This is a genomic window from Mesorhizobium sp. B2-8-1 (assembly GCF_006440955.1).
Lineage (GTDB): Bacteria > Pseudomonadota > Alphaproteobacteria > Rhizobiales > Rhizobiaceae > Mesorhizobium.
In genome coordinates this window covers 25,414-47,017 of the sequence record NZ_VFTX01000013.1, presented here as the reverse complement: position 1 = coordinate 47,017, position 21,604 = coordinate 25,414, and the positions used below count along the sequence as shown (strand labels likewise).

The following is a 21,604-nucleotide window of genomic DNA, read 5'->3' as shown; positions in this document are numbered from 1 at the left end:
ATGCAGAAGGTCGTTGAATTCCTCGCCTCGCTCGCGCCGACCTCGCTGATGCCGGTGGCTGTCCTGCTGCTGGCCGTGGGCGCTGCCGCTTTTGCCTGGCCGATGGTGGTGGCAAAGGGCGATCGCAACGAAGTCAGGCGGAGGCTCAAGGTCGACGACGGTCCGGTGGCCGCCAGGCCGGAACCGGTCCAGAAGAAGAATACCGGCGTCGTTCGCGAGAAGGCGGTGAAGAAGGCGCAGGAATTCTACGCCAAGAGCGATCCTGAAAATGTCGCCCGCCTGCGTTTGAAACTCATCCAGGCGGGCTACATGGAGGCGCGCGCCGTCGGCATGTTCTTCCTCATCCGTTTCACGGCGATGGTGGGCATCGCGCTCGCCGTCTTCGTGCTCAACCGCTGGATGGCCAGCCCCGACGCCACGATGACCAGCCGCTGGGCCTTCGTCGTGCTGTCGGGCGTGGCCGGCTATTTCCTGCCAGGGCTGGTGCTGACCCAGAAGATACGGGAAAAGATGCGCGAATACCGCAACGGCTTCCCCGATTTCATGGACCTGATGATCGTCTGTTCGGATGCCGGCATGAGCATGGAAGCGGGCGTCGAGCGCGTCTCGAAGGAACTCGCAAAGACCTACCCGTCGCTCAGCCAGAACCTGCAGCTCGTGTCGCTGGAGCTGCGGGCCGGGCGCAGCCTCGACGATGCACTGAAGGCGCTCGCCGATCGCCTGAGCCTGGACGAGGTGCGCTCCTTCGCCACGCTGCTGCAACAGTCCAAGGAGCTTGGCACCAGCCTGTCGGGGGCGCTGCGCGTCTTTTCCGACGAGATGCGCCACAAGCGCATGTCGCTGGCCGAGGAAAAGGCGCATGCCTTGCCGGCCAAGATGTCGGTGCCGGTCGTGGTTTGCATCCTGCCGGTGGTGCTGATGATCGCGGTCATTCCGATCATCGTCAAAATGACCGGCCACTAGGATTTGCTGATATTCAGTGAAGCCGGCGATCTGCAAAGTCCGCAAATGAATGAGAAGTCCATGCGAATGCTGTTGCGCGCTTTTGTCCTCGGCCTTGCCGCGGCCAGTCTGTCGCCCGTCTGGGCTGCAGCCGATTGCGGCGATGCCGCTGCCCTGGTGCAGCAGGCTTATCCCAAGGCCCGCAAGAGCGCTGACGGTGCCTCGTTCACGCTCGAACCCCACACCAGCATCGCCCTGACGTCCGCATTTGGCGACCCGCCGGGGCTGGTCTGCAAGATCTGGCCCGCCCATGAGGCCCTGCTGTTGGTCGCGGTGCCGCTGATGGACAGTTCGCAACCCAGCGACTACGCGCATGCCGGCGATATCGAGCTTCTGGTCATCGACAGGAAAAGCCGGCAGGTGCGCCAGCGTCTGCTGCAGCCCGGGCTGATGAATGATGATGCCATCGCCATCCGCAAGTTCGAACTCGATACCGGCCGGTATGCGCTGGCGCCCGATGTCTCCGCCTTCGGCCTGCGCATCGAAATGGCGAACAATTCGCTGCCTAACCCTTTCAGTGAAACCGACCTGCGGCTCTATGCCGAGGACGGCGATGCCCTGCGGATGGTGCTCGATGGCCTGGTCGTGGCCGGCAATGGCGGCGAGGGCGATACCAATTGCGCCGGATCCTTCCATATCAGTCAGGTGAGCCTGGCGATGAGCCCGGCCAAACATCATGGCTACCACGACATCGCGGTGGTCGAACGGATGGATACCGACAATCCGTTGCCCGACAGCAATGGCGAGTGCCAGTCCCACCCCGGCAAGTCCGTGAGCCAAACCTACCGGCTGCGCTATGACGGCAGCCGGTATACGGTTCCGGCGGGACTCAAGGCCCTGGAACCGTGAGAACGCCGCTGGCCGTGATCGAGGCGTTGCGGCCTGGTGGTTAATAGCTGGTGTACCCAGGGCCTAATTTTGGCGGCGTTTCGGCACCTAAGTTTAATTGCTCTGGAATAGTGTGTTTCCTGAAGAACGACCCGGCAAAAAACCGGGCGATGGGGCAGGGGCATGCGTCACAGCAATTTAACGGCAATGGCCGCGATGGCGGCCGTCTTGATGATGTCTGGTTGTACGACGAGTGGCGTCGACACCACCAAAACCACCGCCATTCAACCGGCCGCGAAGGACGTCGGCACATCCGATCTGGCGGAAGGCAAGGCGCAGTTTCGCGACGCGAATTACGGCCTTGCCGAACAGCGTTTCCGCAAGGCCGTCGAGTTGAAGGCCGACAATGCGGAAGCCTGGATGGGGCTCGCCGCTTCCTATGACGAACTCGGCCGTTTCGACTTCGCCGATCGTGCCTACGACCAGTTGCTCAAGATCGCCGGGCGCAAGCCGCAGATCGTCAACAATATGGGCTATTCGCAATTGCTGCGCGGCAACAGGAAAAAGGCAAGGGCGCTGCTGCTCGAAGCCAAGGCCGGCATGGCCGACCCCACGGTCGTCGATGCCAATCTTGCCCTCCTGAACAAGGGCTGACGGCTGTCTGGTGGCCATGATGTCGCGAGGACGATTTTGGGACACTCGGCGTCGACGCTTTGTAAACCCTATCCGAAGGTCTCAGCCGAAAGATCAGTTGAAAATCATGTCTGATGGCTGTCGCTGACCTAGAATGCAGCGGTAAGGCCGACGCTCAGGGAACCCCCGCCCAATATGCTGGATTTCAGTTCGCTCCTGCTCGCAGCCGCGCTGTCGGGCATCTGCCTCAGCATCACCATGTTCGCGATCTGGTTCGCCGCGCCCCGGGCCAGCTTCGTGCTGACGGTGGGGTGCGGCATTCTCGTGCTCGTTGTGCATGTCATCCTGTTCTGGCGATACACGAAGGAGCCTGATCCGCTGCTTTGCCAGGTCGCGCTTGCATTGCTCAGCCTCGGTTTCCTGGTCATCTGCCTCTCGGCCATGCAGTATCTCGGCGTGCCGGATTACCGGCGTGCCATTTTGCCGACATTGGCCGCCATGACGATCTGCGCGGCGGTGACTTCCCTCGGTCTCGACGGGGTAGGCTTCATCGTTACCTATGTAACGGTGACAGTGCTGCTCTCGGCGATCGGAACCATGTTCTGGCTCAACGGCAGTCATGATCGCAAAATCCTGCTGGTGGTTTCGTTCCTAGGCGGCACCTGTGCGGTGTCGTTTGCACTTTGCGCGGTCGTCCTGGTGGCCAAGGGGCAATGGACGCTCGGGGCAGCCCCCGATAACTGGGCCGAACGCCTGAATTCGGTCGTGGCCGTGGCCTGCATGACCGGTCTCGGCGCATTGACGCTTTCCCTGCATCACCTGCAGGCGCAGATCGAGCTGAAGGCCGAGACGATGACCGATCCGTTGACCGGGCTGATGAACCGCCGGGGATTGATGTCGCTCCATGGCGAACGGGCCTTCGGTCCGTTCATGGCTGTCGTCATGTTCGACCTCGATCATTTCAAGAAGACGAACGACATCTATGGTCACCCGGTGGGGGATCAGGTTCTGTGCCGCTTCGCCGCAGTCATCAGAAAATATGCCAGAACGGGCGTCGACGCCTTTCGTCTCGGCGGCGAGGAATTCGCGATCGTCATGTCCCGGGTGACCGAAGAGAGGGCTTACGAGCTCGCAAGCAAGATCGGCGTCGCCTTCGGCACCGAGATCGTTGCGACCTCCCACGGTCCCTTGCGCAGCACTGTCAGCGGAGGCATCGGCTTTGGCGGCGCCAACGGCAACAGCCTCGGCGAGGTGCTGGCCGAGGCGGACGCAGCGCTCTATGCCGCCAAGCGCGCGGGCCGCAATTGCGTCGTCAGCCACAAAAGGATGGGCAAGGCCGAGCCGATCAAGCCGGCCTTGCGCTCAGCATAGTTTGCGAGACTATTCGGCCGCGCCCAAATAGTCCGACAGCGGCGGACATGAACAGACCAGGTTGCGGTCGCCGGCGACATTGTCGATGCGCGATACCGGCGGCCAGTATTTCGCCGCCATGTCGGCGTCTCCGGCGGGGTAGGCCGCTTCCAGGCGCGAATAGGGATGGCTCCACTGGCCGGCCAGCGCCTCCGCGGCGGTGTGCGGCGCATTGACCAGCGGATTGTCGGCCAGGGGCCACTCGCCCCTCGCAACCTTGGCCGCTTCGCCCGCGATGGCGATCATCGCCTCGCAGAAGCGGTCGAGCTCGCGCTTGGGCTCGGATTCGGTCGGTTCCACCATCAGCGTGCCGGCGACCGGGAACGACATGGTCGGCGCATGGAAACCGTAGTCGATCAACCGTTTGGCGATGTCCTCGACACTGATGCCGGCGCTCTCCTTGAGCACGCGGGTGTCGAGGATGCACTCATGGGCAACGCGGTCGCTCCTGCCCTTGTAAAGGAGCGGGAAGTGTGGGGCGAGCCGCGTCGCGACGTAGTTGGCCGAAACGATCGCCGTCTCGGTCGCCTGCTTCAGGCCGGAAGCGCCCATCATGCGGATGTACATCCAGGTGATGGGCAGGATGGAGGCACTCCCGAAAGGTGCGGCGGCCACGGCATGCGCGGAGCCTTCGGTAACATGGCCCGGCAGATAGGGCTTCAGATGCGCCCTGACGCCGATCGGGCCGACACCCGGGCCGCCGCCGCCATGGGGGATGCAGAAGGTCTTGTGCAGGTTCATGTGGCAGACGTCGGCGCCGATGTCGCCCGGGCGGGCGAGGCCGACCAGGGCGTTGAGGTTGGCGCCGTCGAAATAGACCTGGCCGCCATGCTCATGGATGAGGGCGCAGAGATGTCGCGCGCCCTCTTCATAGACGCCATGCGTCGAGGGATAGGTGAACATCAGCGCCGCGAGATTCCTGGAATGCTCGTTGGCCTTGGCCCTCATGTCGTCCATGTCGATATTGCCGTCCTCCAGGCAGCGAACGACGACCACGCTCATGCCGGCCATCGCCGCGCTCGCCGGATTGGTGCCGTGCGCGGAGGACGGGATCAGGCAGACCGTGCGATGGCCCTCGCCGCGCGAGCGGTGATAGGCGCGGATGGCCAGCAATCCGGCATATTCGCCCTGGCTGCCAGCGTTGGGCTGCAGGCTTACCGCATCGAAGCCGGTAAACTCCGAAAGCCAGCCTTCCAGATCGTCGATCATGGCGCGGTAGCCTGCCGAGTGCGCGGCCGGCGCGAAGGGATGCATGTTGGCGATTTCAGGCCAACTCACAGGCATCATCTCGGCCGCGGCATTGAGCTTCATGGTGCAGGACCCCAGCGGGATCATCGCGCGGTCGAGGGCCAGGTCCTTGTCGGCCAGCCGGCGCAGGAAGCGCATCATCTCGGTTTCCGACTTGTTCTCGTGGAAGACGGGTTGGGTAAGAAACTCCTTGCCGCGTGGCTTGCCGGGCATGGCGGCGGCGGCCTCCGCGCTCGGCTTGGCCCCAAACAAGGCGGCAATGGCTTCCAGGTCGGCTTCGTCAGAGGTCTCGTCGAAGGCGATGCCGACACGGTCGGCGTCGACGACGCGCAGAAGCCGGCCGCCCTTTTCGGCGGCGGCGGCGATCTGCGCGGTCTTCCCCTTCGTCTCCACCGTCACCGTGTCGAAGCGGCTCGTGCCGATCACCGGCAAGCCTGCCGCCTTGAGCCCGGCTGCCAGGCGGCTGGCCAGCGCGTGGATGCGCCCGGCGATTGCCTGAAGGCCGGCGGGGCCGTGCCAGATGGCGTAGGCTGTCGCCATGTTGGCAAGCAGCGCCTGGGCGGTGCAGATGTTGGACGTTGCCTTGTCGCGGCGGATGTGCTGCTCGCGCGTCTGTAGGGCAAGCCTGTAGCCTGGACGGCCCTTACTGTCGGTCGACTGGCCGACCAGGCGGCCGGGCATCAATCGGGTCAATTTGTCGGCAACCGCGCAGTAGGCGGCGTGCGGGCCTCCAAAGCCCATCGGCACGCCAAAGCGCTGCATTGGACCGACGGCAATGTCGGCGCCAAGCCTTGCCGGCGTGTCGGTCAGTGTCAGGCCGAGCGGGTCGGCGATGAAGACGACCAGAGCGCCGGCCGCGCGCGCCTTGTCGATGGCCGCCTTGTGATCACCATAGACGCCGAAAGTGTCCGGCCAGGAGACGAGCAGGGCGGCTGTGTTGTCGTCGATCGTCTCGCCGTCGATCTCGATGCCGAGCGGCTCGGCGCGGGTGCGCGCCACATCCAGCGTCTGCGGGTGCGGCGTGCCGGCGAGAGCCACCTTGGTGCGCTTGTCGCGGTGATGGCGCAATGCGATGCCGATCGCTTCGGCGACCGCTGTCGCTTCGTCGAGCAACGAAGCCGATGCCACAGGCAGGCCGGTCAGTTCCGCAACCAAAGTCTGGAAATTGAACAGCATTTCCAGGCGGCCCTGGCTGATCTCCGCCTGGTAGGGCGTATAGGCCGTGTACCAGGCCGGGTTCTCGAACAGGTTGCGCTGGATGACCGGCGGCACGTGCACGCCGTGATATCCGGCGCCGATGAAGCTCTTCAGAACCGTATTCCGGGCCATGGTCGCCGACAATTCGGCCAGCGCTTCGGCTTCGCTGGCCGGCGCGGGCAGGGACAGCGGCTGGTCGAGGCGGATCGATCTCGGCACGGCCTGGCTGATTAACGTCTCCACTGAGGGCACGCCGATGACGGCCAGCATGGCTCTCACATCGGCAATGCCGGGTCCGATATGGCGGGCCGAGAAGGGGTAGGGTGCTGCGGTCATGTCAATGCGTCCTGATTTCAGCCGATATGGGCTTTGTAGGCGGCCTCATCCATGAGGCTGGCGAGCTGGCTTTCGTCGGCAAGCTTCATTTTCCACAGCCATCCGGCGCCGGTCGCCGCCGAATTGACCAGCGACGGGTCGGACGACAGCGTCGCGTTGGCCTCGGTGATCTCGCCGTCGACCGGCGCGTACACGTCGGAGGCCGCCTTGACGGATTCGACCACGACGGCGGTGTCGCCCTTGGCGAGCTTCTTGCCTGTTTCCGGCAGTTCGACGAAGACGAGGTCGCCCAGCTGCTCCTGCGCGTAGTCGGTGATGCCGACGGTGGCGATGCCGCCCTCGACGCTGAGCCACTCGTGATCGGCGGTGAAATAGGTCTTTGCCATCTGAAAATTATCCTTTGCGGTAGCGATGCGGGAGGAAGGGCAGGGAAGAAACGTCGACAGGTATCTTCGTTCCGCGCACGTCGGCGAAAACCCGAGTTCCGGGTTTTGCCAGCGGTGTCGGGACATAACCCATGGCGACGGGATGGCCGGCAGACGGACCGAAGCCGCCCGAGGTGACGTGGCCGGCGGGATTGCCGTCGGCATCGAAGAGCGTGGCGCCGGCGCGCACCGGCTGGCGGGAATCCGGCCTCAGGCCGACGCGCTTCTGGGCAGAGCCGCGCTCGACGGCGGCGCGCAGCGTGTCGGCACCGATGAAAGTGCCGTTGGCGCGGATGTCCTTCGGGATGGCCCACATCAGCGCCGCGCTTGCGGGATCGGTTTGCGTGGTGATGTCCTGGCCGTGTAGGCACAGGCCGGCTTCCAGCCGCAGACTGTCACGGGCGGCAAGGCCGATCCATAGCACGCGCTCGTCTTCGAGCAGTTTCGCGACGAGACCGCGCGCGTCTGCCTCCGGCAGGCCGATCTCGAAGCCGTCCTCGCCGGTATAGCCGGACCGGCTCATGAACCAGTTCTCTCGCGGTTCAATGCCATGCATGAACAGCAGCGACCCGGTCTCGATACCGGCGCGGGAAAGCGCCGCCCAGGCCTCGGGACCCTGGATGGCGAGGAAGACCCGATCGAGCGGTTCGACCTTGACGTCGAAGTCGGTCGCAAGCTCGCGCAAATGCTTCTCGTCGGCGATCGCGTTGCCGGCATTGGCGACGACCATGAAGTTGGTATCGCCCAGCCGGGTGACGATCAGATCGTCCAGGATGCCCGCGGCCTCGTTCAGGAAAAACGTCAGCTTCGACTGTGAAATTTCGAGCGCGCCCGCATCGAGCGGACAGGCACGGTTGAGCAGGGGAATCGCGCCCGGCCCGCTGACCCTGAACAGTTTCATGTGGGAGATGTCGAACAGGCCCGCATGTTCGCGGGTGTGAAGATGCTCCTTCATGACGCCGGCCGGGTAGGTCAGCGGCATCGACCAGCCGGCAAAGGCGCCAAAGCGCGCACCGGCAGCTGCGTGGACGTCTTCGAGAGGAAGGTGTTTGGTGTCGCCCGTCATGTGTTCTCCAGAGTCGCACGCAATCGGTCGCGAATGGCGACCAGTCCGTGCCCCTCTGTCTGAAGCCTGAGAGACTCGCGCCCCGTAACTCTGTCGGCAGCGCTTACACCTTCGGCGCGGGGGCAGGCCCCGACTTTCCAGAGTGTCTTTCCCGTCTACGGTTCTTTTGCCTGAGAGATTTCGGGCGATTTCCCCTTCGGCGGCAGCTCTCGCTGCTCTCTCCCGCAAACAGGTAGGGCTCGCAAAAGCCCTCGACTCGTCATCCATAGCCCGTCAACGACGGATTGTCACCTGCATGCGACGTGCAAAATAAAATGGCGGCATCGTGCCGATTGCGATCAGATCCCGCCATACCAGTCGTAGCCATTGTCTTCCCAATAACCGCCCCGTCCGCCTCCTAAGGCGGCGAAGCCGTCGACCAGCTCGATCTTGTAGAGATATTTCGGCATCTTGTAGCCGAGCTGGCGCTCGACCCGGACACGCAGCGGCGCGCCGTTCTCGACCGGCAGCGGCTTGCCGTTGACGCCGTAGGCCAGGATCGTCTGCGGGTGGCGGGCGTCGATGAGGTCGATGCTGCCGTAATATTTGATGTCGCCCGACAGGCTGCGGTCGATCGTGTCCAGGCAATGGAACATGACGTAGCGCGCCTCGGGTTTGACCACCGCCTGGTCGAGGACCAGCGACAGCGGCGTGCCGGTCCATTTGGCGATGCAGCTCCAGCCTTCGACACAATCATGGCGGGTGATCTGCGTTCGGCTCGGCATGTTCATGAGCTGCTCGCGGGTCAGCGACAGCGGCTTTTCGACCAGGCCCGAGACCTCCAGCCGCCAGTCGGCGAAGTTGTTGGCGAGCAGGGTCTTGTAGGTATCGTCGTCGGGTGACGTCACCCCGTTGGGGCGCATCGGCTGACGGATATCGGCTTCAGTAAATTCCGGCGCCAGCGAATCACGGCCCGCGAGCAGACGTTGCGCGCGGTGTGTGAGATCGTTGGCATTTTCGAGGAAGCTGCGCAGCCCGCCGCCCACGCCGAGCTGGCTGTCGAAGGCATCGCAGCCTGAAAGCGTGATACCGGAAAGGCCAAGGCTGGCCGCGGTCAGGAATTTCCTGCGGTTGATCTCGAATTTTGCCATGTCAGGCGCTCCTTTCGGAGGATTTTGCGTCATGATGCGCCGGCGGGTCGGTCCGATACCATCCGGTGACGATCGAGCGCAGTTCGTTGAGCGGGCCGGCGGCGACGATCATCAGAATATGGATGATGAAGAAGCCCACGAGCAGCACCATGACGGTGAAATGGATGGTGCGCGCCGTCTGCCGGCCGCCGAGCAGGTCGTTGAGGAACGGCAGCACCGAATTCATGCTTGGCGACATTGCGAGCCCGGTGAGGATCATCAGCGGCAACAGCACGAACAGCACGCCGCCATAGGCCATTTTCTGCAGCGTGTTGTATTCGCGCGTGTGGTGGAACTTCAGCCTGGCGTGATTGACGATATCTTGCGGCAGGCGCCTGAGATCGTCCAGGCGAGGGGCGAGGTCACGTCTGATGTGGCCGTTGACCAGGCTGGCGACCAGCCACGCAAGCAGCGTCGTCGTCAGCACCCAGGCGAAGAAGAAATGCACGACGCGTGCCGTGCCGAGGTCGTAGTATGATGGGATCGTCGCCCAGGACGGGAAGGCGCGGGGCGTCTCTTGTCCTGCCGGCCCAGACCAGCCGAGCACGCCGGTGGTGTCGAAGCGGTATCCGAGGATTTCGGTATAGCCGCGCGGCCCGGCATTCGTGTTCTCGGCGCCGATAGCGAAGACGGTGTTGTTGTAGTCGAAGCCGGACTGCTTGCCGAGATAGAGCTGCGGACGGGCGTTGAAGATCTGGAGGCCGGAAAGCAGCATGAAGAACAGCGAGATGGCCCACAGCCAGTGCGTCAGCCGCGTCCAGGCCGATTGCCGGTAGATCAATGTCGTGGCCTTCGTAGCGTCACTGTCCGCGCTGGCGGCGGGTTGGTTCATGGCAACCGATTCCATCTGGTCTCGCTTCCTGGCCGTTCCATCCGGCGCGGCCGCTGTCTGCATCATTCTCCTCCTGATACGTCGCCAGCCAAGCCGATGTTTCATCGATCACGAAAATATCAGATCGAAGCTCAAGGGCCGCCCAGGCTGACGGCGAGATTGACGGCGGCGGCGACGATGACCGTGTTGAAGAAGAACGACAGGATCGAATGAACAAGCACGACGCGGCGCATGTGGGTTGTCGAGATGTTGGTGTCGGCGGTCTGCGCCGTCATGCCGATGACCGTCGAGAAGTACAGAAAATCCCAGCCTTCCGGCCGTTTGTCGCCGGGGAACAGCAAGCCGCCGACCGGGATTTTCTTCTTCGTTCCGGCATCGACCAGGTCGCCGTCCATCCAGTACACATGCGCATAGTGCAATGCCGCCATGGCGTGGATGGTGAACCAGCCTAGGGGAATTGACAGCAGCGCGAAGCCGAGCTCCATCGCGTTCGAACTGCCTTTCTGGTTGATCAACTGGAACAGTGCGGCGATGGCAACGCCGACGACGACCAGCGTGACGGCGAAGATGACCAGCACAGGCTGGTCGGTGTCGCGCGCATTCTTGCTGAGATAGGTGCCGGTGAATTTGGGCATCTGGGCGACAACCAGCGTGACATAGGCGGCAAAAAAGGCGTTGGCCCCGATCGAATAAGCGAGCGGCGCGTGAAGCAGCAAGGCCACCAGAAGCGCAAAGACGCCGACACAAGCCGACACCGCGAACAGCATGTGCCGGTGCATGGGCGTCCTGGACGGGATTTCGGCGGCCATGATGGTTCCGAATGGCGCTGGGCTTCTACTGCGGTGTGGCGGATTTTAGAGCGCGCCGCAAGATGCGGTCGAGTTCGCCGAGAAACCGCGAGCGGTCCTGCGGTGCGAAGCTGGCATTGTACCCCTTGCTTTCGCCGGTCTCGCGCAGATGCTGCTTCAAGTCGCGCATTGCCACCGCCATGCCGATCGTTTCCGGCGTGAAGGGACGTCCGGTCGGCCCCAATACATGGGCCCCGAGCGCCACCGTGCGTGCGGCCAGTGGAATGTCCGCGGTCACCACGATGTCGTTGGGTTTTGCGTTTTCCACGATCCAGTCGTCGGCGGCGTCGGCACCCTTGGACACGACGACATTGCGGATCATTGGGTCGCGGGAGGGGCGCAGGCCGCCATTGGAAACATAGGTGACGACGACGCCGTGGCGCTCGGCAACTTTTTCGACTTCGGCTTTGACCGGGCAAGCGTCTGCGTCGACGAGGATGGCGGGTCCGGGCATTGTCTCTCCAAATGAGCATGGGGCCGGCAACCCGTCCGGCCCCATGCCTCAAATCTCATGGTCGTCAGGCCGGAAGCGCTCCCGACCTCTTGGCGGTCCAGGTGGCGATATAGTCCATCAGGCCGGGGTTGAGGCAGTCATAAGGTTCGAGGCCGATCGATTTCAGTTGGCCGCGAATGCCGTCCATGCGGCTCGGGTCGACACCGGATTCGATGATCGAAGAAACAAAGGCGGTAAAGCCCGGCGGCGACCAGCCATCCTCCTCGAAGCGCTCGGGATGGATGAAGGACAGGCCCTTGAACGGATGGTCGCGCTCGACGGGTCCATGCATGTGGACGCCGCAGCCGGTGCAGGCATGGCGCTGGATCAACGCGCTCGGGTCCACCACCTTCAGCTTGTCGCCGTTCTCGGTGACGGTGACGTCGCCGGTGCTGGCTACGGCCACCACCGAGAACACCGCCCCTTCGGGCTTCCAGCATTTGGTGCAGCCGCAGGCGTGGTTGTGGGCGATCTGGCCCTTGACCTTCACCTTGACCGGATTGCTGGTACAGGCGCAGACCAGCGTGCCGCCGGTAAAGCTCGCACTCTCCCTGGGCAGACCATTGTCGATTTTCGGATGCAGTTTTTCCGCCATGCTTTTCTCCTCCCATTTTTGACCACAGAGGTCGCGGGCCCGTTGCCCGCGGCGTGTGGCCGCCCTCAGTAAACCACGACACTCCTGATCGACTTGCCCTCATGCATGAGGTCGAACCCCTTGTTGATGTCCTCGAGCTTGAGCGTGTGGGTGATCATCGGGTCGATCTCGATCTTGCCGTCCATGTACCAGTCGACGATCCTGGGCACGTCGGTGCGGCCGCGCGCGCCGCCGAAGGCGGTGCCCATCCAGGTCCGCCCGGTGACCAGCTGGAAGGGCCGCGTCGAGATCTCCTGGCCGGCACCCGCCACACCGATGACCACCGACTTGCCCCAGCCGCGATGCGAAGCCTCCAGCGCCTGGCGCATCACCTTGGTGTTGCCGGTGCAGTCGAACGTATAGTCGGCGCCGCCGATCTGGTCGGCGCCGCGCTTGGTCATGTTGACGAGATGGGGAACGATGTCGCCGTCGATCTCCTTCGGATTGACGAAATGCGTCATGCCGAAGCGCTCGCCCCAGGCTCGTCTGTCGTTGTTGAGATCGACACCGATGATCATGTCGGCGCCGGCAAGTCTCAGGCCCTGGATGACGTTGAGCCCGATGCCGCCGAGGCCGAAGACCACCGCGGTCGCGCCTTGCTCGACCTTGGCGGTGTTGATGACCGCGCCCACGCCGGTGGTCACCCCGCAGCCGATGTAGCAGATCTTGTCGAAGGGCGCGTCGGGATTGACTTTGGCCACGGCGATCTCCGGCAGCACCGTAAAGTTGGAGAAGGTCGAGCAGCCCATATAGTGAAACAGTTTTTCGCCCCCGATCGAGAAGCGCGAGGTGCCGTCCGGCATCAGGCCTTGCCCCTGCGTGGCGCGGATCGCGGTGCACAGATTGGTCTTGCGCGACAAACACGACGGGCACTGGCGGCATTCGGGCGTATAGAGCGGGATCACATGGTCGCCCTTTTTGACCGAGGTGACGCCCTTGCCGACATCGACCACCACGCCGGCGCCCTCGTGGCCGAGGATGGCCGGGAACAGGCCCTCGGGATCGGCGCCCGACAGCGTGAACTCGTCGGTGTGGCAGATGCCGGTCGCCTTGATCTCGACCAGCACCTCGCCCTCGCGCGGGCCGTCGAGGTCGACCTCCATGATCTCAAGCGGCTTTCCGGCAGCAACGGCAACAGCGGCGCGGGTTTTCATCTGGCAATCCTCCATCGCAATTTTGCGCTCAGGCTTTCAGGTTTTGGCCTGCTCATCAACCGCCAGATGAGACGAAATATCGGCTTTCTTGACGCAGGTAGCATACCCTTGACCGCAGGCGTTCGCGCCACGCACACGGTACTTGAGACATGGCGACATAATCCATAGAACTGGACCGTCCGCCGGAGGGGAATTTGCCCGCATGTTCACCAAAATCCTGATCGCCAACCGTGGCGAGATCGCCTGCCGCGTCATCAAGACCGCGCGCAGGATGGGCATCGCCACGGTCGCCGTCTATTCCGACGCCGATCGCGATGCCGTGCATGTCGAGATGGCCGACGAGGCGGTGCATATCGGACCGTCGCCAGCCGCGCAGAGCTATCTCGTGCCCGAGAAAATCATCGCGGCGTGCAAGGCGACCGGCGCTCAGGCCGTGCATCCCGGCTATGGCTTCCTGTCCGAGCGCGCATCCTTCTGCGAGGCGCTGGAGAAGGAGGGCATCGTTTTCATCGGGCCGAAGCCGAAGGCCATCAAGGCCATGGGCGACAAAATCGAATCGAAGAAATTCGCCAACGCCGCCAATGTTTCGACGGTTCCCGGCTGGCTCGGCGTCATCGAGAACGCCGACCACGCGGAGAAGATCGCCGGAGAGATCGGCTATCCCGTGATGATCAAGGCCTCGGCCGGTGGCGGCGGCAAGGGCATGCGCATCGCCTGGAACCGGGCCGAGGTGCGCGACGGCTTCGACCGGGCGCGCTCGGAGGCCAAGAGCTCGTTCGGCGACGACCGCGTATTCATCGAGAAGTTCATCGTCGATCCACGCCACATCGAGATCCAGGTGCTGGCCGACGCGCATGGCAACGCACTCTATCTCGGCGAGCGCGAATGCTCGATCCAGCGCCGCAACCAGAAGGTGGCCGAGGAGGCGCCATCGGCTTTCCTCGATGCCAGGACGCGCAAGGCCATGGGCGAGCAGTCGGTGGCGCTGGCCAGGGCCGTCGACTACCAGAGCGCCGGCACGGTGGAATTCATCGTCGACGCTGAGAAAAACTTCTATTTCCTTGAAATGAATACACGATTGCAGGTCGAGCATCCGGTGACCGAGCTTGTCACCGGTATCGATCTGGTCGAGCAGATGATCCGTGTGGCCGCCGGCGAGAAGCTCGCCTTGAAGCAAAGCGACGTGAAACTGAATGGCTGGGCGGTGGAGAGCCGGCTCTATGCCGAGGATCCGTATCGCAACTTCCTGCCGTCGATCGGCCGCCTGACGCGCTATCGACCGCCGCAGGAAGGGCAAGTCGGCGACGTCGTCATCCGCAACGACACCGGCGTCACCGAGGGATCGGAGATTTCGATGTTCTACGACCCGATGATTGCCAAGCTGTGCACCTGGGCGCCGACCCGGCTGGAGGCAATCGACGCGATGTCCGAAGCGTTGGACAGTTTTGTCGTCGACGGCATCGAGCACAACATCCCTTTTCTGGCGGCGCTCATGCAGCATCCGCGCTGGCGGGAAGGGCGGATTTCGACCGGATTCATCGCAGAGGAATATCCCGACGGCTTTGCGCCGATCCTGCCCGACCATGACGACAAGGCCGTGTTGGCGGCGGTCGCCACCGTGGTCGAATTGCTGCGCCGCGACCGACTCGACCGGCTGGGCGGGCGCTTGGCGCCGCATTCGGGAGCACTCAAGCGCGACTGGGTGGTGAAGATTGGCAAGGACTATCTGTCCGCGTCCATCCTGGAGGGCATAATCTCCATTCCGATGGAAGTCGACTTGTCTATCGAGGGCGGCAAGCCGCTGACGGTTTCGTCGGCCTGGCGGCCGGGCGAACTCGTCTGGCGCGGCAGCGTCGGCGGGCACGAAATGGTGGCGCAACTGCGCCCTGCGCCAAACGGCCTTCGCATCGCCTGGAAAGGGCTTTCGGTGACAGCGCGCGCCATGCTGCCGCGCATTGCCGTGCTGGAAAGGCTGATGCCGGAAAAGCTGGAGCCCGACACGTCCAACCTGCTGCTATGTCCCATGCCCGGCCTCGTCGTCTCGATCGCCGTCGCCGAAGGCCAGGAGGTCAAGGCCGGCGAGACTCTGGCCGTCGTCGAGGCGATGAAGATGGAGAACGTGCTGCGCGCCGAGCGCGATCTCGTGGTGGCGAAACTCAACGTCAAGCCGGGCGACAGCCTGGCCGTCGACGCGGTGATCATGGAATTCGCCTGAAGCGAGGGCGGGCGGAAGCCTGTGGCCGATGTTCGTTTGTGCTGGACTGGCATCGCCCGGTGCCGGACAATACATCGAGATCGACTCAAGTCCTTCGGGAAACGCGAAAAACCATGGCGGATGACAGACTTCCACGCGACCCCTTGCTGCGCGAAGCGGCAGTGAAGGCGGCGGCGCCAGAAGCGCCGGCGCGTCCTTTCGTACATCTTCGCGTCCACTCGGCCTATTCGCTGCTGGAAGGCGCGCTCCAACTCGGCAAGATCGTCGGCCATGCGGTCAAGGACGAGTGTCCGGCAATCGCGGTCACCGACACCAACAATCTGTTCGGCGCGCTCGAATTCGCGCAGAAGGCGGTGAAGGACGGCATCCAGCCGATCATCGGCTGCCAGATCGCGCTCGCCTTTTCCGGCGAGAACGTCGACGGCCAGCGCGACCGCCGGCGGCAGGGGCCCGAGATGCGGCCAGTCGTGCTTATCGCGGCGACCGAGGCCGGCTATTCCAATCTGGTCAGGCTGGTGAGCCGCGTCTATCTGGAGACGCCGCCCGGCGAGGCGGTACATCTGACCAGCGAGATGCTGGAGGGCCAGGCCGACGGGCTGATCTGCCTCAGCGGCGGTCCCCGCGGCCCTATCGGGGCGGCTCTGAAGGAGGATCGACGCGATCTCGCGGAGACCCGGCTGTCGACCCTGAAAGCCCTGTTCGGCGATCGGCTCTATGTCGAACTGGAACGAGTTTCCGGTTACGACCGGCTGATAGAACATTCCACGATCGATCTCGCCTATGCCCACGAGTTACCGCTCGTCGCCACCAACGAGGCGTTCTTCTCCTCGCGCGACGATTATGACGCGCATGATGCGCTGATCGCCATAGCGGAGGGCTCGGTCGTCGCCGTGGACAATCGCCGCCGGCTTTCACCGGATAACTTCCTGCGTAGCCAGGCTGAGATGGCAGCGTTGTTCGCCGATCTGCCGGAAGCGATCGACAACACGGTCGAGATCGCGTTGCGCTGCTCCTACTATCCGAAAACCCGCAGCCCGATCCTGCCGCGCTTTACCGGCGGCGACGCGTCGGACAAGGACGCAGCCGAGAAGGCCGAGGCCGCCGAACTTGCCCGCCAGGCGCGTGAAGGGCTGGAGGCCCGGCTTGCCGCGCACGGACCGACGCCGGGCTATACGGTCGAGCAATACCGCGAGAGGCTCGAGTTCGAGCTCGGCATCATCGAGAAGATGAAATTCCCAGGCTACTTCCTGATCGTTGCCGACTTCATCAAATGGGCCAAGTCGCAAGGCATTCCAGTCGGGCCGGGGCGCGGCTCGGGTGCGGGCTCGCTGGTCGCCTATTCCACCACCATCACCGACATCGATCCGCTGCGTTTCTCGCTGCTGTTCGAGCGCTTCCTCAATCCGGACCGCGTGTCGATGCCCGATTTCGACATCGACTTCTGCCAGGACCGCCGCGAAGAGGTGATCCGCTATGTCCAGCAGAAATATGGACGCGACCAGGTCGGCCAGATCATCACCTTTGGAACGCTGCAAGCCCGCGCCGTGCTGCGCGACGTCGGTCGCGTGCTGCAAATGCCTTACGGCCAGGTCGACAAGCTGTCCAAGATGGTGCCGCAGAACCCGGCCAATCCGGTAAAACTGGCGGACGCCATCGCCAACGAGCCGCGTTTTGCCGAGGAGGCCGAAAAGGAGCCGATCGTCCAGACGCTGCTCGACATGGCACAGAAGCTGGAAGGGCTTTATCGCCATGCGTCGACGCACGCCGCCGGCATCGTCATCGGCGACCGGCCGCTGTCGGAGCTGGTGCCGATGTACCGCGATCCTCGTTCGGACATGCCGGTCACCCAGTTCAACATGAAATATGTCGAGCAGGCCGGGCTGGTGAAGTTCGACTTTCTCGGCCTGAAGACGCTGACGGTGCTGGAGACGGCGGTGAAGCTGATACGCCGCCGCGGCATCGACATCGATCTTGCGACGATACCGCTCGACGACCCCGAGACCTACGCCATGCTGTCGCGCGGCGAAGTGGTCGGCGTGTTCCAGGTGGAAAGTGCCGGCATGCGCAAGGCGCTGATCGGCATGCGGCCCGACTGCATCGAGGACATCATCGCGCTGGTGGCGCTGTACCGGCCGGGGCCGATGGAGAACATCCCGACCTACAACGCCAGGAAGCACGGCGAGGAGGAGATGGCGTCGATCCATCCCAAGATCGACCATCTGGTGAAGGAGACGCAAGGCGTCATCGTCTACCAGGAACAGGTGATGCAGATCGCGCAGGAATTGTCCGGCTATTCGCTGGGCGAAGCCGATCTTTTGCGCCGCGCCATGGGCAAGAAGATCCGCGCCGAGATGGACAAGCAGCGTGAGCGCTTCGTCTCGGGCGCGGTCGAGCGCGGCGTGGCCAAGCCGCAGGCCGACTTCATCTTCGACCTGCTAGCCAAGTTCGCCGACTACGGTTTCAACAAATCGCACGCGGCCGCATACGCCGTCGTCTCGTACCAGACCGCCTATCTCAAGGCGCATTATCCGGTCGAGTTCCTGGCGGCGTCGATGACGCTCGACATGGGAAACACCGACAAGCTCGCGGATTTCCGCCAGGATGCGCTGCGCCTCGGCATCGAGGTGGTGGCACCGTCGGTGATATCAAGCTTTCGTCCCTTCGAGGTCGGCGAGAACCGCATCTACTATTCGATGGCCGCGCTCAAGGGAGTCGGCGACGCGGCGGTGGAGCATATCGTCGCCATGCGCGGCGAGAAGCCGTTCAAGAGCCTGGCCGATTTCTGCGAGAGGGTCGATCCGAAAATCGTCGGCAAGCGCGTCTTCGAAAGCCTGATCATGGCCGGAGCGCTAGACTGTTTCGGCCATGACCGCGCCGCGATGATGGCTGGCGTCGAGCGGATGATGGGGCTGGCGTCACTGGCGCAGCAGAACGCCGTCTCAGGCCAGGCCGACATTTTCGGCGCGTCTCTAGGGGCACAGTCGCAGGCGCTCAACTTGCCCGTGACCGAACCGTGGCTCGCCGCCGACCGCCTGCACCGCGAATTCCAGGTGGTCGGTTTCTATCTCTCCGCCCATCCGCTGGACGAGTACAAGGCGGCGCTGCAGAAGATGCGGGTGCAGAACTGGGCGGAGTTTTCGGCCGCGGTCAAGCGCGGTGCCACCGCAGGGCGCCTCGCCGGCACCGTGACCACCAAGCAGGAGCGCAAGACGCGGACCGGCAACAAGATGGGCGTGGTGCAGTTCTCGGACACGTCCGGCCAGTATGAGGCGGTACTGTTTTCCGAAGGATTGGCGCAGTATCGCGACATGCTGGAGCCGGGCCGCTCCGTGGTCATCACCGTGGCGGCGGAGGACAGGCCGGAGGGCGTCAACCTGCGCATCCAGACCGTGCAGTCGCTTGAGGACGAGGCCAGCCGCATCCAGAAGGCGCTGCGCATCTTCGTCAGAAACGATGCGCCTGCCTCGATCATTCAGTCGCAGCTTACCCAGCGCGGTGAAAGTCAGGTGAGCATCATCGTTATCAAGGAAGAAGCGCAGGGCGAGGTGGAGATTGCCCTGCAGGGGGGCTACCGCGTCTCGCCGCAAATCGCCTCGGCGATGCGCGCCGTGCCAGGCGTGGTCGAAGTGGAGCTGGTGTGATCGCCCCTTCCGGGGACTGGTGGCAATCCGCCGGGCGGCATCCGCCGCTCAAGTCACCGCAATTGCCATGAAGACGAAAGACAGCGACGGATTGCAGGACCGTTCCACAATGGCGCGGCTGCGCGACACGCTGCGCAAGCTCTACCACGGCCGCACGCCGGCGGCTTTTCGTTTTCAGCTGGTTGCGGTCATCATCGACCTTGCCATCATTGCCTTCTTCATCGCTACGCCCGTCATCCAGCAGTCGGCCTCATTCCTGTGGCTCGACTATACGGTGGCGGCTCTGGTCGCCGCCGACCTGGTTGCCAGGCTGCTTGCCTCGAACGACATGCTGCGGCTGATGAAGCAGCCGACCTCCTGGGTGGACATTTTCATCCTTTTGACGCTGCTGATGCCGACCGCGCTCGCCAATCTCGGCTTTCTGCGCATTCTGCGGCTGTGGTCGCTGTCGCGCAGCGGTTCGCTCTGGCGGCATTTCGAGATGCAGGGCCTGCGGCCCTGGCGCGAAGCGAGCCACGCGGTGATCAATCTCTTGACGTTCCTCTTCGTGATCACCGGTTTCGTCTACACTTTCTTCTTCCGCAGCGGAGCGGGGCTGGAAAGCTACATCGACGCGCTTTACTTCACCGTCGCGACGGTGACCACGACCGGGTTCGGCGACATCGTGCTGCCGGGAATGGCGGGGAAACTGACGGCGATCGTGACCATGATCATCGGCATATCGCTGTTCGTCAGGCTGGCGCAGGCGATCTTCCGACCGGCCAAGGTGTTCTTTCCCTGTCCGCAATGCGGCCTGCAACGGCACGAGCCGGACGCCGTTCACTGCAAGGCCTGCGGCCACCTCCTCAACATACCCGACAGCGGTGATTGAGGGGCGATTGAGGCGCGCTACGATGCCGCCGCTTGCGCCGGCTTTGGCTGCCGGCGCTGCAGGTTGAGCATATTGCCCATCAGGATCAGCAATGCCCCGCCTGCGGTGAAGGCGTCGATCTGCTCCTGGTAGAGCAGCCAGCCGATCAATGCCGACAGCGGCACGCGCAGGAAATCCATCGGCGAAATGACGGTGGCATCGGCGTAGCTCAGCGCCCAGGCCATGCAGAAATGTGACGACATGCCAGTGAAGGCGATCAGCAGGATCCACGGCCACAGCTCGAGCGACGGGTTGCGCCATTCGTAGAGCGCCGGGATCAGGCCGAGCACCGACTGGATGATCAGCATCCAGAAGATGATTCGCACAACGCTGTCGGTCCGCGTCAGCGACTTGACCAGGACCAGCGAGATGCCGAAGCACATTGCCGCGCCCAGCACGACCAGATGTCCCGGATCGACCGAGCCGACGCCTGGGCGCACAATGATCACAACACCGATCAGCCCGAGCGCCACGGCCCCGAGCTTCGGCCGGGTGAGCCTTTCGCCGAGAAAGGTGACCGCAAGGATCGCCGTCCAGATCGGCGTCGTGAATTCGATCGAGATCAGCACCGCCAAAGGGATCAGCGTCAGGGCGTAGAGCCACGCCGCCTGGCCGGTATAGTGAACCACGTTGCGCGTGACATGGGCGAGGGGGCGCCCAGTGCGCATGGCGGCAAAGCCGCCATTTTGCATGACCAGCGGCAGCAGGATGAAAAAGCCGATCACCGAGCGCAGCTCCAGCACCTGGAAAACGTTGAGCTCGGCCGTGGTGGCGCGGCCCGCGACCGACATCGCCAGGAACGAGGCGATCGACAGCGCCATCCAGAACGCGGCCTTGGGGATGGAAGGGGTGGGTGCCATTTCCGCTATGTCGCAGGCCGTGGCTTTTGCCGCAACCGCTAGCAGCCGCATTCTTCTGGGCCAGCCGGATGTTGCAAAACAGTCATGTTGAAGGCGGAACCTGGCACGACAGGGGGCGTTGAGTTCCGAATATCGGAAGTGCTTCGCAGGTGCCTTTCAATGTCGATAGGAGAATTTCGATGAGATCATTTGCGCAATTTGCGCTTGCTGGTTGCCTGTTGGTCACGGCAGGCGCGGCACATGCCGACGAGTCCAGATTTCTCCAGTCGTTCAAGGGCAATTTCACCGGCAAGGGCATCGTCAAGGTGACTACCGACGCGCCGACGGTGAATGTGTCCTGCACGTTCAGGTCAAACGCGACGTCGACCTCATTGTCGCTCGATGGCAATTGCCGAGGGCTTATCGTGGTGACGCGCGCCATCAGCGCGGACCTGAGGACTGCCGGAGCGAAATATAGCGGCACTTATGTCGGGTCTCGTACCGGGCCTGCGCAATTGAACGGCACCCGTTCGGGCAACGCGATCAATCTCGGCATCCGTTGGGCCAAGGAGGTCAATGGTGACCGAAAGGCGCAGATGAAGGTCGAGAAACGAGGCGAGAACGGCATGCGGCTGACGGTGATCGACACTGATCCGAAAACCGGCAAGAGCATGGTGACAAGCAGGATCGATCTGCAGCGCACCTAAATCTCGACAGCTGATAT

18 protein-coding genes and 1 riboswitch are annotated in these 21,604 nt (G+C 63.5%); of the genes, 8 read left to right on the top strand and 10 right to left on the bottom strand.

The window, feature by feature from the left end; genetic code table 11:
* The 4 genes from FJ428_RS27165 to FJ428_RS27150 all read left to right on the top strand — a co-directional run bounded on the left by FJ428_RS27165 (position 1) and on the right by FJ428_RS27150 (position 3,834).
* On the top strand, positions 1–963 hold the full coding sequence (locus FJ428_RS27165; protein WP_140561476.1) for a type II secretion system F family protein: 963 nt from the start codon (positions 1–3) through the stop codon (positions 961–963).
* Positions 964–1,023: 60 nt separating this feature from the next.
* On the top strand, positions 1,024–1,851 hold the full coding sequence (locus FJ428_RS27160) for a hypothetical protein (RefSeq protein ID WP_181167409.1): 828 nt from the start codon (positions 1,024–1,026) through the stop codon (positions 1,849–1,851).
* 162 nt (positions 1,852–2,013) lie between these two features.
* The gene (locus FJ428_RS27155) at positions 2,014–2,484 is read left to right on the top strand and encodes a hypothetical protein (RefSeq protein WP_140495850.1); all 471 of its coding nucleotides are present in this window, start codon (positions 2,014–2,016) and stop codon (positions 2,482–2,484) included.
* 174 nt (positions 2,485–2,658) lie between these two features.
* Positions 2,659–3,834: a diguanylate cyclase gene (locus FJ428_RS27150; protein ID WP_140495851.1), complete on the top strand. Its 1,176-nt coding sequence runs from the start codon at positions 2,659–2,661 to the stop codon at positions 3,832–3,834.
* Between the two features lie 9 nt (positions 3,835–3,843).
* On the opposite strand, the gene gcvP is transcribed toward FJ428_RS27150, so the two are convergent.
* The 9 genes from gcvP to FJ428_RS27105 all read right to left on the bottom strand — a co-directional run bounded on the left by gcvP (position 3,844) and on the right by FJ428_RS27105 (position 13,275).
* Complete coding sequence (gene gcvP / locus FJ428_RS27145; RefSeq protein WP_140561474.1) at positions 3,844–6,654, bottom strand: aminomethyl-transferring glycine dehydrogenase; 2,811 nt, start codon at positions 6,652–6,654, stop codon at positions 3,844–3,846.
* Between the two features lie 17 nt (positions 6,655–6,671).
* Entirely contained in the window at positions 6,672–7,040 is a 369-nt protein-coding gene (gene gcvH, locus FJ428_RS27140; protein ID WP_140495853.1) for a glycine cleavage system protein GcvH, read from the bottom strand.
* 7 nt (positions 7,041–7,047) lie between these two features.
* Positions 7,048–8,145, bottom strand: a complete 1,098-nt coding sequence (gene gcvT / locus FJ428_RS27135) for a glycine cleavage system aminomethyltransferase GcvT (protein ID WP_140633499.1) — start codon at positions 8,143–8,145, stop codon at positions 7,048–7,050.
* 148 nt (positions 8,146–8,293) lie between these two features.
* Positions 8,294–8,380: riboswitch (glycine riboswitch) on the bottom strand.
* Positions 8,381–8,483: 103 nt separating this feature from the next.
* Positions 8,484–9,275, bottom strand: coding sequence for a molybdopterin-binding protein (locus FJ428_RS27130; RefSeq protein ID WP_140561471.1), 792 nt, complete (start codon positions 9,273–9,275; stop codon positions 8,484–8,486).
* Between the two features lies 1 nt (position 9,276).
* Entirely contained in the window at positions 9,277–10,161 is an 885-nt protein-coding gene (locus tag FJ428_RS27125) for a cytochrome b/b6 domain-containing protein (protein WP_140561532.1), read from the bottom strand.
* Between the two features lie 116 nt (positions 10,162–10,277).
* On the bottom strand, positions 10,278–10,955 hold the full coding sequence (locus FJ428_RS27120) for a DUF1345 domain-containing protein (protein ID WP_140623435.1): 678 nt from the start codon (positions 10,953–10,955) through the stop codon (positions 10,278–10,280).
* Between the two features lie 25 nt (positions 10,956–10,980).
* Entirely contained in the window at positions 10,981–11,448 is a 468-nt protein-coding gene (locus tag FJ428_RS27115; RefSeq protein ID WP_140670491.1) for a YaiI/YqxD family protein, read from the bottom strand.
* A 64-nt stretch (positions 11,449–11,512) separates the two neighbouring features.
* Positions 11,513–12,082 carry an S-(hydroxymethyl)glutathione synthase gene (gene gfa, locus FJ428_RS27110; RefSeq protein WP_140623439.1) on the bottom strand — a complete coding sequence of 190 codons (570 nt, stop codon included), beginning with the start codon at positions 12,080–12,082 and terminating at the stop codon, positions 11,513–11,515.
* A 65-nt stretch (positions 12,083–12,147) separates the two neighbouring features.
* Positions 12,148–13,275: an S-(hydroxymethyl)glutathione dehydrogenase/class III alcohol dehydrogenase gene (locus FJ428_RS27105; protein WP_140579701.1), complete on the bottom strand. Its 1,128-nt coding sequence runs from the start codon at positions 13,273–13,275 to the stop codon at positions 12,148–12,150.
* A gap of 202 nt (positions 13,276–13,477) precedes the next feature.
* Here FJ428_RS27105 and FJ428_RS27100 point away from each other — a divergent pair, with 202 nt between their 5' ends.
* The 3 genes from FJ428_RS27100 (at position 13,478) to FJ428_RS27090 (ending at position 20,002) form a co-directional block, all read left to right on the top strand.
* Positions 13,478–15,490, top strand: a complete 2,013-nt coding sequence (locus FJ428_RS27100) for an acetyl/propionyl/methylcrotonyl-CoA carboxylase subunit alpha (RefSeq protein WP_140880522.1) — start codon at positions 13,478–13,480, stop codon at positions 15,488–15,490.
* A 113-nt stretch (positions 15,491–15,603) separates the two neighbouring features.
* Positions 15,604–19,131, top strand: coding sequence for a DNA polymerase III subunit alpha (gene dnaE, locus FJ428_RS27095; protein WP_140555365.1), 3,528 nt, complete (start codon positions 15,604–15,606; stop codon positions 19,129–19,131).
* 67 nt (positions 19,132–19,198) lie between these two features.
* A complete protein-coding gene (locus FJ428_RS27090) occupies positions 19,199–20,002 on the top strand; it encodes a potassium channel family protein (protein WP_140665053.1) in 804 nt (267 codons plus the stop codon).
* Between the two features lie 17 nt (positions 20,003–20,019).
* On the opposite strand, the gene FJ428_RS27085 is transcribed toward FJ428_RS27090, so the two are convergent.
* Complete coding sequence (locus tag FJ428_RS27085; RefSeq protein ID WP_140562437.1) at positions 20,020–20,901, bottom strand: DMT family transporter; 882 nt, start codon at positions 20,899–20,901, stop codon at positions 20,020–20,022.
* A 179-nt stretch (positions 20,902–21,080) separates the two neighbouring features.
* On the opposite strand from FJ428_RS27085, the gene FJ428_RS27080 reads away from it, so the two are divergent.
* The gene (locus tag FJ428_RS27080; RefSeq protein ID WP_140501529.1) at positions 21,081–21,587 is read left to right on the top strand and encodes a hypothetical protein; all 507 of its coding nucleotides are present in this window, start codon (positions 21,081–21,083) and stop codon (positions 21,585–21,587) included.
* Positions 21,588–21,604: the final 17 nt, after the last annotated feature.

Excerpts from the sequence above, each read along its gene's own strand:
- FJ428_RS27100 (WP_140880522.1), top strand. The coding sequence starts at position 13,478 with ATGTTCACCAAAATCCTGATCGCCAACCGTGGCGAGATCGCCTGCCGC.
- FJ428_RS27160 (WP_181167409.1), top strand. The coding sequence starts at position 1,024 with ATGCGAATGCTGTTGCGCGCTTTTGTCCTCGGCCTTGCCGCGGCCAGT.
- gfa (WP_140623439.1), bottom strand. The coding sequence starts at position 12,082 with ATGGCGGAAAAACTGCATCCGAAAATCGACAATGGTCTGCCCAGGGAG.
- FJ428_RS27165 (WP_140561476.1), top strand. The coding sequence starts at position 1 with ATGCAGAAGGTCGTTGAATTCCTCGCCTCGCTCGCGCCGACCTCGCTG.
- FJ428_RS27125 (WP_140561532.1), bottom strand. The coding sequence starts at position 10,161 with ATGGAATCGGTTGCCATGAACCAACCCGCCGCCAGCGCGGACAGTGAC.
- FJ428_RS27150 (WP_140495851.1), top strand. The coding sequence starts at position 2,659 with ATGCTGGATTTCAGTTCGCTCCTGCTCGCAGCCGCGCTGTCGGGCATC.
- FJ428_RS27090 (WP_140665053.1), top strand. The coding sequence starts at position 19,199 with ATGAAGACGAAAGACAGCGACGGATTGCAGGACCGTTCCACAATGGCG.
- FJ428_RS27130 (WP_140561471.1), bottom strand. The coding sequence starts at position 9,275 with ATGGCAAAATTCGAGATCAACCGCAGGAAATTCCTGACCGCGGCCAGC.
- gcvT (WP_140633499.1), bottom strand. The coding sequence starts at position 8,145 with ATGACGGGCGACACCAAACACCTTCCTCTCGAAGACGTCCACGCAGCT.
- FJ428_RS27155 (WP_140495850.1), top strand. The coding sequence starts at position 2,014 with ATGCGTCACAGCAATTTAACGGCAATGGCCGCGATGGCGGCCGTCTTG.
- FJ428_RS27080 (WP_140501529.1), top strand. The coding sequence starts at position 21,081 with ATGAGATCATTTGCGCAATTTGCGCTTGCTGGTTGCCTGTTGGTCACG.
- dnaE (WP_140555365.1), top strand. The coding sequence starts at position 15,604 with ATGGCGGATGACAGACTTCCACGCGACCCCTTGCTGCGCGAAGCGGCA.
- FJ428_RS27120 (WP_140623435.1), bottom strand. The coding sequence starts at position 10,955 with ATGGCCGCCGAAATCCCGTCCAGGACGCCCATGCACCGGCACATGCTG.
- gcvH (WP_140495853.1), bottom strand. The coding sequence starts at position 7,040 with ATGGCAAAGACCTATTTCACCGCCGATCACGAGTGGCTCAGCGTCGAG.
- FJ428_RS27115 (WP_140670491.1), bottom strand. The coding sequence starts at position 11,448 with ATGCCCGGACCCGCCATCCTCGTCGACGCAGACGCTTGCCCGGTCAAA.
- FJ428_RS27105 (WP_140579701.1), bottom strand. The coding sequence starts at position 13,275 with ATGAAAACCCGCGCCGCTGTTGCCGTTGCTGCCGGAAAGCCGCTTGAG.
- gcvP (WP_140561474.1), bottom strand. The coding sequence starts at position 6,654 with ATGACCGCAGCACCCTACCCCTTCTCGGCCCGCCATATCGGACCCGGC.
- FJ428_RS27085 (WP_140562437.1), bottom strand. The coding sequence starts at position 20,901 with ATGGCACCCACCCCTTCCATCCCCAAGGCCGCGTTCTGGATGGCGCTG.